General features: G+C 59.6%; 7 protein-coding genes. 5 read left to right on the forward strand and 2 right to left on the reverse strand.

All coding sequences use genetic code 11. From position 1 onward, the window contains the following. The first annotated feature begins 96 nt into the window (after positions 1 to 96). The 5 genes from brnQ (at position 97) to HMPREF3130_RS01040 (ending at position 7,772) form a co-directional block, all read left to right on the forward strand. Entirely contained in the window at positions 97 to 1,500 is a 1,404-nt protein-coding gene (gene brnQ / locus HMPREF3130_RS01020; protein ID WP_070429143.1) for a branched-chain amino acid transport system II carrier protein, read from the forward strand. A gap of 80 nt (positions 1,501 to 1,580) precedes the next feature. Then, positions 1,581 to 2,825 carry a dicarboxylate/amino acid:cation symporter gene (locus HMPREF3130_RS01025; RefSeq protein WP_070429144.1) on the forward strand — a complete coding sequence of 415 codons (1,245 nt, stop codon included), beginning with the start codon at positions 1,581 to 1,583 and terminating at the stop codon, positions 2,823 to 2,825. Between the two features lie 123 nt (positions 2,826 to 2,948). Beyond that, positions 2,949 to 4,397 (forward strand): threonine synthase, encoded by a 1,449-nt coding sequence (gene thrC / locus HMPREF3130_RS01030; protein WP_069359210.1) that lies wholly within the window; start codon positions 2,949 to 2,951, stop codon positions 4,395 to 4,397. A 135-nt stretch (positions 4,398 to 4,532) separates the two neighbouring features. Continuing rightward, on the forward strand, positions 4,533 to 6,266 hold the full coding sequence (locus HMPREF3130_RS01035) for a thiamine pyrophosphate-binding protein (protein ID WP_239271815.1): 1,734 nt from the start codon (positions 4,533 to 4,535) through the stop codon (positions 6,264 to 6,266). 78 nt (positions 6,267 to 6,344) lie between these two features. Further along, on the forward strand, positions 6,345 to 7,772 hold the full coding sequence (locus HMPREF3130_RS01040; protein WP_070429146.1) for an MFS transporter: 1,428 nt from the start codon (positions 6,345 to 6,347) through the stop codon (positions 7,770 to 7,772). 29 nt (positions 7,773 to 7,801) lie between these two features. On the opposite strand, the gene HMPREF3130_RS01045 is transcribed toward HMPREF3130_RS01040, so the two are convergent. Continuing rightward, positions 7,802 to 10,015, reverse strand: coding sequence for a hypothetical protein (locus HMPREF3130_RS01045; protein ID WP_049189592.1), 2,214 nt, complete (start codon positions 10,013 to 10,015; stop codon positions 7,802 to 7,804). 98 nt (positions 10,016 to 10,113) lie between these two features. Then, a complete protein-coding gene (locus HMPREF3130_RS01050; protein ID WP_210387115.1) occupies positions 10,114 to 13,290 on the reverse strand; it encodes a bifunctional [glutamine synthetase] adenylyltransferase/[glutamine synthetase]-adenylyl-L-tyrosine phosphorylase in 3,177 nt (1,058 codons plus the stop codon). Between the last annotated feature and the right edge of the window lie 10 nt (positions 13,291 to 13,300).

Below are 13,300 nucleotides of genomic sequence, written 5' to 3' on the forward strand. Positions count from 1 at the left end.
CCACCGCAGCACCGGCAACAATGGCATCGCCACAGCAGCTTGCAGCATCGCCCTTGACCTTACGGGCGACACTAATTTAGAAAGAACACAATTCTCATGACCAAGTCGAGCGGAGTGGAGTCCCCGAAGTCTTTCGCTTCCATTATCGTTGTTACAGCTCTCATGCTGTTTTCGATGTTCTTCGGCGCGGGCAACCTCATCTTCCCGCCGAAGCTCGGAGTGGATTCCGGTACCAATTTTGGCCCCTCAATCACCGGCTTCCTGCTCACCGGTGTGGCGTTGCCAGTTCTGGCCATCATCGCTATCGCCATTTCAGGCAACAACCTGCGTGACCTAGCGTTCCGCGCGGGCCGCATCTTTTCCTTGGGCTTCCCGGTAATCGCATACCTTTCCATCGGTGCTTTCTACGCTCTGCCGCGTACCGGTGCCGTGTCGTACGAAACCGGTGTCCAGCCGATTTTCGGCAGTGATTCACTGGCCGTCGCTGCGGCCTTCTACTTTGTTTTCTTCGGTATCGCCTTAGCACTTGCGTGGAATCCGAATGAAATTGTGTCCAAACTGGGCAAGATTCTCACCCCGGCTTTGCTGATTCTCTTGGTTGTATTGGTTGGAATGTCGGCATTCAAATTCGATGCCGCTCCGGCTGCGCCAATTGAGAAGTACTCCTCTACCCCATTTGCCTCCGGCCTGGTCGAGGGCTACCTCACCATGGACTCCATCGCCGGCCTGGCATTCGGCATTATTGTGATTTCCGCCCTGCGCGTCAGCGGTGTCCCAGAAGGCAAGCGCATGGTTCGCGGAACCATGACCGCAGGACTGTTCGCCGGCATTTTGCTCGCCATCATCTACTTGGGTCTGGGCTATGTCGGCCAGGTGCTGCCGAATGCCGCCTCCTTCGATAACGGCTCGGGCATTCTCGCAGAGGCTTCCAAGCTGGCCATGGGCCAGGTCGGACAGATTGTCTTCGGCCTCATCGTTCTGCTCGCATGTATGACCACGGCTGTCGGCCTAATTGCCGCCACCAGTGAGTTCTTCAACCTGCTGCTTCCGGGCATCAGTTACAAGGCCTGGGCCATTATCTTCACGGTCATGTCCTTCGTAATGGCAACACAGGGGCTGTCTCAGGTACTGGCGATTGCCGCGCCGATCATCACCTTTATTTACCCGCCGGCTATCACTCTGATTGCACTGACTCTTCTCGACCCGGTCATTTCCTACTCCTTCAAGCTGCATTACACCTACCGCCTGGGCGTCTGGGTTGCCACCATCTGGTCGGGTATCTCAGTACTCTCCGGTTTGGGTGTCGGTGGTTCTGCTTTGGCGGACTTCCTCAGTCTCGTACCTGGTCAGAGCATCGAGTTCGGATGGTTCCTGCCGACTCTGGCAGCGACGGTGATCGGATACGCAATTGACGTCGTCACGCGAAAGCAGCGCGCAAATCGCCCGGCGAGTGTGCTTGCCGACGAGACCGTTACAGAAGAGGTAGCCGAAAAGGCGTAAAACCACACCCGGTTATTTGCGTTGCATAACGTAAATACCGCACGCTAGAGAAGTAAATTCCATCCGAACAAGGATTGACTATGAGTACCCGAATGCGTTTTACGCAAACGCTCCTATTCCGCGTTATTGTCGCGATTATTCTGGGCATTGTCTGCAGCTTTTTCTTCCCGGAATGGCTGGCTCGAATTTTTGTCACTTTCAATGGCCTCTTTGGTAACTTCCTGGGCTTCTTTATCCCGGTGCTGATTTTTGCCCTCATCACGCCGGCGATTGCCAGCCTGGGCCGCGGCGCCGGAAAGTGGCTGGGTATTACCACTGCTATCGCCTACGGCTCGACGGTGTTTTCAGGCTTGCTGGCCTACGCCGCCACCCAGGGGCTCTACCCTTGGCTGCTCGGCGCTGATCAGGCCGGCACATCGGTGGATATTGATGAGGGCGCGCTGGAGAGCTTCTTCAATGTGGAGATGCCACCGCCGTTTGACGTCATGACCGCCCTGTTGCTGGCTTTCACGGTCGGTGTGGCGATGACCACCGTGAAGTCGGACTCGCTCTACCGCGGTGCGACGCAGCTGCGCGACGTGATTATGAAGATCATCTCGGCGTTTATCATCCCGCTGCTGCCGATTTACATCTTTGGCATGTTCCTGTCTATGGGCATGAACGGCAACCTGACCACGACGCTGTCGATGTTCTTCAAGGTGCTGCTTCTGGCAGTCATCGGCACCGTGCTCCTGTTGGCAATCCAGTTCTCCATCGCTGGCGCCATCGCTGGCCGCAGCCCGTGGACGTCCCTGAAGAACATGCTGCCGGCTTACGCCACCGCACTCGGTACCTCCTCCTCGGCCGCTACCATTCCGGTGACTTACAAGGCCGCGCTGAAGAATGGTGTCTCGGAGAAGGTCGCAGGCTTTACCGTGCCGCTGTGCGCGACCATTCACCTGGCCGGTTCGATGATGAAGATCACCCTGTTCGCGTTTGCTGTGATGTTTATGGCGGACAAGCCGCTTTCGCCGGGCATGGCCATCGGCTTCATTCTCACTTTGGGTATCACCATGATCGCGGCTCCGGGCGTTCCAGGTGGCGCAATTATGGCCGCGGTCGGAGTGCTGCAGTCCATGCTGGGCTTCGATCAGGAGCAGGTCGCTTTGATGATTGCCGCCTACATCGCCATCGACTCCTTCGGTACCGCATGTAATGTCACTGGTGACGGTGCAATTGCCATGATTGTTAATCGCTTTGCCAAGGATGATGTCATCGACCGTTCCGAAGAGCTCAGCTTCGACGCTGAAGCGGCCAATTCCGCATCTTCCACAACCGAGGCCTAACTGGCTTCGGTGCATATGTAAAAATTAAAGAAAACATCCACCGGTCAACCCCGTCGCAATCTTTCAAAAGGCCTTCTTATGGGCCGATGCGGCGGGTGTTGGCATACATGTAAGGGGCCCGCCTTGGACTTCATTTCGACTCGCGACCCAGAGCGCACGCCGCACAAGTTCTCAGACATTCTCCTGGGAGGTCTCGCTAACGACGGTGGCCTCTACCTGCCGGTCGAGTACCCACAGGTTGACGATGCCACTTTGACGCGTTGGCGCTCCGTGCTTGTCGACGACGGTTACGCAGCCTTGGCTGCAGAGGTCGTCAGCCTTTTTGTGGACGACATTCCACTGGAGGATTTGCGCGGTATCTGTGCACGGGCGTACACCTACCCGAAGTTCTCCGATCCGGATATTGTGCCGGTGACGAAGCTGGAAGATCAGCTCTACATCGGTCACTTGTCCATGGGCCCCACAGCGGCATTCAAGGATATGGCGATGCAGCTGCTCGGTGAGTTCTTCGAGTATGAGCTGGCTCGTCGTGGCGAGACCCTGAACATCCTCGGCGCCACCTCTGGTGACACGGGTTCCTCGGCCGAGTATGCAATGCGCGGCCGTGAGGGAATCAGCGTGTTCATGCTAACTCCGGCTGGTCGAATGACCGCCTTCCAGCAGGCTCAGATGTTTGGTCTGCAGGATGCCAACATTCACAACGTCGCCCTCGACGGTGTCTTCGACGATTGCCAGGACATCGTTAAGGCCGTCTCCGGTGACTTGGATTACAAGGCCAGCCGCCACATTGGTGCAGTCAACTCGATTAACTGGGCTCGCCTGATGGCTCAGATCGTGTACTACGTCTCCTCGTGGATTCGTGTCACTGGCGGCAACGGTGCTGAGGCGAACAACGCGCAGAAGGTCAGCTTCAGTGTGCCGACCGGCAACTTCGGTGATATTTGCGCCGGCCATATTGCGCGCCAGATGGGTGTGCCAATTGACCGCCTAATTGTGGCTACCAATGAAAACGATGTCTTGGATGAGTTCTTCCGCACGGGTGCCTACCGCGTGCGCAGCGCTGCGGAGACGCAGGCTACCTCTTCCCCATCGATGGATATCTCCCGCGCGTCTAACTTCGAGCGTTTCATCTTCGATCTGCTGGGGCGCGATGCTGAGCGCACTGCAGACCTCTTTGGTGTCAAGGTCAAGGAGGGCGGCTTCTCTCTTACTGCTGATCCGATCTTCCCAGAGGCTTCTGCCCAGTACGGTTTCCTCTCCGGTCGCTCGACTCACGCTGACCGCGTCGAGACCATCAAGGACTGCTGGGAGCGCCTAGAGGTCATGGTCGATCCGCACACCGCTGACGGTATCCACGTCGCCCGTGGCCTGGTAGACCAGGTATCCACCCCAATTGTCTGCCTGGAGACCGCCCTGCCGGTGAAATTCTCCGAGACCATCCTGGAAGCCACCGGCCGCGAGCCGGACTGCCCGGAGCGTTTCGCGGACATCATGAATGCCCCACGCCGCGTTACCGAGCTTCCGAACGATGTCGATGTGGTGAAGAAGTTCATCGACGACAACGTGGCTTAAAACCTGGCAAAGCCCAACGTCACCCCCATCCGCGCAGCGGCAATGTGGAATAGTGCCCTCTTTTTTAAGGGCAAACAGCATTATCTTGGGCTATAGGGCTGTTATTACCCCCGTGATTACCTCACAATTGTTCACATGAGTTTCACTCGAGTTAATAGCCGTCCTATGCCCCACGCGCCCGCGTCTTCCCCGCAGGAAGGTTCCCAAAAGACCACAACGGTCTCGCGGGCGCTGGCCGACACACTGGCCCAGCACTGCGACCACTGCTTCGGTCTCGTCGGCAATGCGAACTCCCACTTCACGTCAGCCCTTACTGAATCGGGATTCGGCTACTCCTCCGTCCGACACGAATCGGCTGCTGTCGGGGCCGCCGATGCCTTCCACCGCGCAGGCGGAGGGCTTGCTATCGCGACCGCCACTTGTGGCGCAGGATTCACCAATGCGCTAACCACTCTGGCGGAGGCTCGCGTAGCCCGTATCCCGCTTATTTTTGTCGTCGGCACGCACCCGGAACGCCCCCGCCCCTTTGACCTCAATCAGGCGGCGCTCCTCGACGCCCTCGACGTCTGCCATCGCACTGTTACTCCCGAGTCCGCGCTTGACGACGCAAACTTTGCGGTCCAGCACGCGCTGAGCTCTCGGCAGCCTGTCGTGCTGCTGCTCCCCTATGACATCCAAGAAGCACCGATAACGGCATCTGCATCTGAAACACAGTCGGCTAACCAGGAACATCTGCACACGGGCCGACCAGAATGGCTGGAGTCAACTGTCACGTCGCTGGCCGAGGAACTGCAGACTGCCCGTCGCCCTCTCATTATTGCTGGTAGAGGTGTGCTGCTCTCTGATACCGCAGAGCTAGTCCGCCGCATCGGGGACAGCGTGGGGGCACTGTTTATGCACTCAGCGATGGCTCGTCATGTGCTTTCCAGTCCGTGGCAGATCGGCACCGTGGGCGGTTTTGCGCATGCGTGGCAGGTGGAGCTAGCTCGACAGGCCGATGTGGTGCTGTTCCTGGGAGCAAGCTTCAACGCTTTCCAAAACCGTGGCGGCAACATGTTTGCACCGGACGCGAAGATTATCCAGGTTGTCGACGAACCCCATCCCGCCGCTCAGCCGTCCGTGACACCGCTATTGGCTAAGTTGGAGGAACTTCTGCCCGTACTGGCAGAGCAGCTGGAGAAGCCCCGGGCGTCGTCAAGCACATGGCGTGCGGAGTTGAAGACACTGCCGACGACAGCGGAGGTCGAGTCGCTGACGTGCGCGGATGGCCGGTTGGATCCGCGGGCGTGCCTGCAGTATCTGAATCGTATCCTGCCCAATCAGCGCGCTGTGTGTACTGACGGTGGCCATTTCCTGGGGTGGGTACCGAAGTATCTCGATGTGCCTGGTCCGCAGCAGCAAGTGATTGTGGGCACGGCGATTCAGTCAATTGGTTTGGGGATGGGGTCGCTTGTCGGCCTCGCGGCAGCGCGGCCCGAGGACTATTGCGTGCTAGTCGCCGGTGACGGTGGCGGCACGATGGGTATTGCGGATTTACCTGCGGCGATTGAGCAGCTGCGACGTGGTCGTGGCGGTTGCGTGGTGTTCATTAACGATGCTGCCTACGGCGCGGAGCTGCACCAGTTTGGCGATGTCGGGTTGGACACCTCGTCCATGGAGATTGCCGACTACGACTTCGCCGCAGTCGGACGTGCCTATGGCGCTCACGGTTTCAGTGTCGGCACACCTGAGGACTTTGCCCAGCTCGACGCCTATTTCCATGACGTTTCCAACTCCGATGAGGCCTCCGTTGCCGTAATTGATTTCAAGGTCTCACGGCTGGTGGTTGCGGACTTCGTGAAGGAAGTTCTGGCTAAGGCACAAAGGTAGATTGCCGCAGGCATAATCGGGCTGCCTAGAACCCCCGGTGCGACCCAACTTCAGGCCGGTTGGTTGATGGGGTCTACAATGTGGCGAGTGGTAAAGCAGCGTAACGGTAAAGATCAAATTTCATCAACAGATCAGCCCGCCACAGCGGTGGCAAAGGACCCGCGCGAGCACGTCACTGGCCGCGCGATTGCCGTCTGGCTGGCGGCGCTGATTACCTACATCGTTGCCATCGTCGGCCGCACCTCCATGGGTGTCGCTGGCGTCGAGGCGCTCGATCGCTTCCATATCAACGCCTCCCAACTCGCGCTGTTCACCGCCGTGCAGGTTGGCGTCTACGCTCTGGCACAAATTCCGACGGGCATCATCATTGACCGCGTCGGCGCCAAGAAAACCATGGTCGTGGGCGCACTGATTATGGCGCTGGGCCAGGTCATCATCGCGTTTACGACATCGTATCCACTGGCTGTCATCGCTCGTGTATTCATCGGCGCCGGCGATGCCACCGCATTCCTCGGTGCTATGCGGCTGCTTCCCGCGTGGTTCCCACTGCGCGTCACTCCGCTGTTCACGCAGCTCACGGCTGGTCTTGGCCAGCTCGGCCAGTTCATCTCTGCGGTCCCGTTCCTCGCGATTCTGCACGCCGCGGGGTGGGTGCCCGCGTTCTTGTCGCTGAGCACCGCGGGTCTTCTCATCGCTATCGTAGGCATGATCGCGCTTGCCGACGTCCCGGAAAACTCCTCCACAGCCAAGATGTCACTTCGTAAACGCCGCGCCGCCAAGAAGGCCGCGAAAACGGCTGCCGATGGCGGAGCCTCTGCCGCAGCCGATGAGAAACTAACTATCGGCCAGACTCTGAAGATTGTGACCACTCACCCGGTGTGCTGGCAGGGTTTCTTCACTCACTGGACTGGTTTGATGCATCAGTGCATCTTCACATTGCTGTGGGGCATGCCTCTGATGATGCTAGGTATGGGTCTTAAGCCCTCCGAGGCCAGTGTGGTGTTGGTCGTTAACACGCTGTCAGTAATTATCGCCGGGCCGTTGATGGGCATGGTCTCGGCACGCACCGGCCGCGACCGTATCAAGGTTGTTGTCGCAATCGCGTTTATCAACATGGCCGTCTGGATTGTGTTCCTGGCACCGAGCAACCCACCAGCGTACTGGGCAATTATTGTAGTCAACATCCTAATGGCCGGTCTTGGTGCAATGTCCAACTTCGGCTTTGACTCAGTGCGCGAAGAGGTCGATCGCAAGGTACTCGCCACCGGCACTGGGTTGGCGAATATGGGCGGTTTTGTGGCCACCATGCTCGCTGCACAAGGTGTCGGCTTCCTGCTGGATATTGCAGCTCCCGATGGAAACTACACCTGGGAGACCTTCCGCATTGGCTGGTTGGCTGTCGTCGGTGTGTGGGTGATCGGTTTCGTTGGCCTGCTGGTGGCAAAGCGTGCGGCAGCACGCTTTGTCGCCCAGCAAAGCCGTTTTGAGCTGGAACCTACGGAGTAGGAACTACAGGAAGCCGAAAGACGGAGCGGCTAGAACAGCGAAAGCTGCTCTGGCCCTTCCAGTCCCTCCGAGTCATCCGAGTCCTCCGATCGCCCAGAGGAGTCTGCGCGGCCGCTATCCGCCGTGCGTTCGCTGCCATCGGTCTGAGCACCATGGGAAGCGCGCTCACCGGTGTCAGTTTCGGAGGCTGCGTTCTCCGGGACGTCGTCAAGCGAAGGCGTTGATGCTACGGCCTCACGCTCATACATTTCCTGCAGCTTCTCGGTCTTGGTAATGCGGACTAGCTCGGCGTAGATGACCAGCTTCATAGAACTATTGACCAGTGGCCCCAGCTGGGAAAACAGGACATCGACGTCGCCGTCAACCGCGAGGCAAGCGCGACGCAGGCTCTCCTCGGAAATAATCCAGCGAGAAGTTTCCGCGCAGGTTTCGCGGTCGCCGATGAAGTCCAACGCGAGGGCAACCTGGTTGCTGGCGACGCCATCCAATGTGGCAGCCAGGCGCTCGTTAGGTGCGGCATCCTTGAACAGGCGGGCAATCTGGACTGCCTCCGCCGTCGGCACCTGGCCAGCGGCATACTCAGCGATGAGTTCGGCCATGCGCTGAGCACCGACGTGCTGATCAGTCAGCCAGATGTCGTGCAAGGCATACATGATGGCCATGGCTTGCCAGGAGGCGTGCCCATGATAGAGAATGCCCAAGATGCCGGCCTGCTCCAGCAGCCAACCGACCATCGCTTCCCCATCGGCGCCATTGCGAGCGCAGAGGTTGTCGACATTCCAAGCCATATGCCCTTCGACGCAGCAGCCATAGAACTTCTGATCTTCCTCCAGCTGCGCGGCCAGTGACACTACTTCACGCGCGGCATACGGGTAGCCGTAGGCAAGGGTGGCATGCGACAGATCATCGACGCCCATGGTCACCCACGGAAACTCGCCGTGCCACGGACCGCGACCAACGAGGAAGCCCGCCGCGAGATACGCCCATCGGGTCGAGGCATCAGCGTTGTACCAGTACTGCAGTGCGCGCGGCGTCGGATGCCCGCTGTCAGCGTGAATCAATCCCGCGTTGACCAGCATCTCCACAATCCAGGGCGCCGCGAAAGCACTCGCCCCTATTGACGCTGCGAAGTCCTGAATCCACAGCAGGCTCGATTCCTCATACATGTGCAACGGGTCCTTCAGACGTCCGTCGCCGCTGCCCGCAGCATCCATAAACGCCGAAGCAAACGCCACCGCAGCCACCGAAGCTTCGGTCAATTCCTTTGACTCCAGCGTTGCCGGGAAAGACTCCGTCGGATGCGGCTTACGAATCGACCACATGTCGCCCTTGAGCGCCAACGCGACTGCGCCCACCAGGCGGGCAACCACTGTCGATTCGTTGCGTGCTTCCGATTCTTGCTCAAATGTCGGCATCGCCGGTTCTTCTAGCACAGTCAGCAGCAGACGCTCTTCGGCCCAGCGCACCGCGTCGGCACGTAGTTCAGACCACATATAGGAGGGCAAGTACTTCTCGTCGGTTGCCATCCAGCGCAGCTCATTGCGAATATCCACCGGAGCTGTCATCACCAGAGCCCGCACCTTCACCGGATCGCAGAGGAAGCCTGCAATGAGCTCCACCTGGCGAGCCTGCACATTCCGCACCGTTAAATCGCTGGCGTTCAGGGCTCGCGGTGTGCCCTCTCCCGGCGCGTTATCCGGCTCCAGCCCCATGCGCTCCATACGGCGACTCAGCACATCCGCTGGCATATTCGCCACTAAGTCGGCGACGCGGAAGCTAAGGCTCGGTTCCGCCGGGAACACCTCCGAAATATGTGGCGGCACATGCCACACGCCCGCCGGTTCCTCCCACACGAGCCCCTGGCGCTGGCCACGGCGTAGCACATGCTCAAGCTGCTGCTTGCCGACGCGACGACGCTTGCGGTCAACGCCCTTCGGCGTATCGTGCGCCATCACGTCCGCATCCGATGCCCAATAGGCCACTTCTGTGAGGGTATCCAGCGATGCGGAATCCTCCAGAATATGAACCAAGTGGGCCACATCGAGAACATCGGGATCACAAAAAGACAGCGCCGTATGCGCTGAATCCTGTGACATCAGCAATTCCACCGCCTCTTGCCCAGCAGCTGAGGTATCAGCGGCTGGGCACGTGCGGCTCAATAAAAAACGCAGGTCAGTGCCATCGAGGTTGAGAATGAAATCCTCATACCTAGGGCGTACCGAGTAATCGACGTTGCGTTCCATAGCCCACCATTATGCCCGGTCGCCGTGCTAAGACAAAGGCTGCACCCCGCTGCCACATATTGAGCCTCGCAGCGAGGTGCGGCAGACCTCTGCCCGGCCTACTCGTGGTCGGGGTTCTCCTCACCCCAAAACACACGATTGACGACACGGCTGGAGTGACGAGTCAGACGCAAATAGTGCTCAATAAAACCGTTGGAATCCGATGCCTCCCCCCCCGCCGCACCGGCGACCTGAGTCAGCTGACGCCCCGGCTGGGGCAGCTGATCCGTGCGCTTACCACGGGTGAGCACCAGCGCATTGCGAGCATTCGTCGCCATCAGCCAGGCATCCCGAAGTGCGTCGGTATCCTCCGCATCTAGAATTCCGCGGTCTTTCAGCACTTCCAGACACTCCAGCGTCGACGTGTTGTGCAACTCCGGCACCTCGTGGGCATGCAGCATGATTAGCAGCTGCACAGTCCATTCGATATCGGTCAGTGCACCGGAACCGAGTTTGGTGTGGGTACGGCGATCGGCTCCGCGAGGCAGTCGCTCGGAATCAACACGCGCTTTCATACGACGGACATCGCGGACCATCTTGGCATCAGCTCCGCCCTGTGGGTACCTCAGCGGATCGATGGCCTTAAGGAAGCGGGTGCCCAGGTCTTTGTCGCCGGCAATCCAGGTAGCCCGTAGCAGTGCCTGAATCTCCCAGGTTTCACCCCAGCGCTCGTAGTAGGTCACATAGGAATCCAGGGTCCTGACAATCGGGCCCGAGCGTCCTTCTGGGCGCAGGTCCACGTCGACCTCCAATGGCGGGTCCTGGCTTGGCTTTGCCAGCCGACGACGCAACGAGTCACAAATCCTGGTTGCCCACTTGACCGCCTCGGAATCGTCGACAAGCGGCGCTCCATCGGCGTCCTTGCGGGGTTCACAGATGAACATCACGTCGGCATCGGAGCCGTAGCCCAGTTCAGCACCGCCGAGTCGCCCCATACCAATCACGGAGATAACGCCCGGGACCTCCGAGTCAGGATGCTCCAGCGACCACGCACGGATTTCGGCGGCAAGGGCAGCTTCGAGCACGTTGTCCCACACCATCGACAGAGAATGACAGACCTCTTGCACATCCATCAGTCCGAAGAGATCTGCGGAGGCAATGCGCGCGAGCTCTGCACGGCGCAACGCACGTGCCACACCAATGGCCTTAGCTGGACTGTTGTGACGAGCAGCCGCTGCGACCAGCGCACGCCCGACTGCATCGGAGTCGGTATTCAGAAGCTTCGGCCCGGATGCACCGTCGCCGAACCGTTTAATCACGTCCGGCGCACTCATAATCAGATCAGACGCGTACGGCGAAGAACCGAGCACCCGCATCAACCGCTGGCCGACGACGCCCTCATCGCGCAGCGTACGCAGGAACCACGTTTCGTCGTGGAGCTTCTCAGAGAGCTTGCGATAATTGAGCAGACCCGCGTCGGGGTCTGGCGTCGACGATAGCCACTCCATCAGCGTCGGTAGCAGCATCGCCTGAATACGCGACTTGCGCGAGGTGCCCGCCGCCAGCGCAGAAAGATGCTCGTAGGCGCGATCCGGGTACTGATAGCCCAGCGCGGCCAGCTGGCGCTTTGCCGCATCGGCCGATAGCTGCAGGGTTCCAATGTCCTGCTCCACCACGGAGTTCAGCAGTGGACGGTAGAAAAGCTTGTTGTGCAGGGAGCGGATCTGTGAGCTGGCCAGTCGAACCTGCTTGGCCAGCGGTTTGCTGGCATCGGTGCCGCCCTCACCGACGATGCCAGAGGCGCGACCGAGCCACTGAAGAGCTTCGGTGTCGTCGTCGGCAGGCAACAAATGCGTCCGCCGCATCTTTTGCAGCTGCAGGCGGTGCTCCAGCAGACGGACGAACTCGTAGGCGTTAATCAGCGCGGCACCGTCTTCGCGACCGATATAGCCAGCCTCGACAAGTGCGTCGAGTGCCATCACAGTTGGCAGCACGCGGAGGCTATCGTCATAGCGACCATGGACCAGCTGCAGCAGCTGCACCGCGAACTCGACATCACGCAGACCACCGCGACCGAGCTTGAGCTCTCGGTAGCGAAGCTCTTCGGGGACGTTTTGGACCACACGGGCGCGCATGCGTTGAACATCATCGACGAAGGATTCCCGCTGAGAGGCGGTCCACACCATCGGAGCTAGAGCATCGATGTATTCGCGGCCCAGCTCGATATCGCCTGTCATCGGCCGCGCCTTCAGTAACGCCTGGAACTCCCAGGTTTCAGCCCACCGCTTGTAGTAGGCGACGTGGGAATCCACGGTGCGTACGAGTGCACCCGACTTACCCTCCGGTCGGAGATTCGCGTCGACCTCAAAGAAGCAGTGGCAAGAAATCCGGATAAATTCGCTGGCCAAACGGGTGGCTCGGGCATCCGCCGGCTCTGCGACGAAAATGACATCCACATCGGAGATGTAGTTCAGCTCTTCCGCACCGCACTTGCCCATGGCGATTACGGCCAGGCGTGTTGAGACCGGCGACGAAGGAAAGACCTGTTGCACCGCGACAGAGAGTGCAGCCGTCAACGCCGCATCAGCCAGATCACTGAGTGCCTCCGAGACCTGACGGAATGGGACTTGTGGCTGTCCCGGACGGCGAGGGCCCCGTGGGTACGTGCCAGCCAAGTCGTAGCACGCAATACGCATAATCAAGTCGCGGTAGGCGCACTGCATCGCAACTTCGGCCTCACGGCCGGTTAGCTTCGCACGGTACAAACCGGGGCCTTCAAGCGTGGCGGGCGCAACGACGGGGTTGCGATACTCGGGATCCTCCTGCTTTTCCAGACTGGCCTCATCAGTGAGTTCGATGACCTCGGGCACAGCCCCGACGCTGGAGAGCATCTCGCGGAACATGTCTGCCTCAGTTGGAAACTCAGCTTGGAGCAGAACCCACTTTTCTGGGTGTGCAACCAGGTGATCGCCCAGTGCACTCGAGCCGCCGAGCAGCGCAAACATACGCGTACGTAGCGGCACCTGCTCGCGCATGGCTTCATCGAGACCGGACCAGGTGGCCCAGTTCTCCAGCTTTCCCTGCTGCTCCAGCTCGTCGAGAGCGCCTTTCAGCCGCACTAGCGCCATAAGCGCCAGCTTGGGGTCGCTGGCTCCGGCAAGACCCCACAACAGATGTAGGGACTCCTCGTTGTACCACCCCAAATCTTCCAGGTCAGCCCGCGTCCGATCGTCATTACGCAAGCCCAGCGCTGCGGGCCGCGGCACTGATTGGCGAGATGTGCGAGGTCGATTCATCACCATTGAA

The sequence above is a fragment of the Corynebacterium sp. HMSC14B06 genome (assembly GCF_001807075.1).
GTDB lineage: Bacteria > Actinomycetota > Actinomycetes > Mycobacteriales > Mycobacteriaceae > Corynebacterium > Corynebacterium jeikeium_D.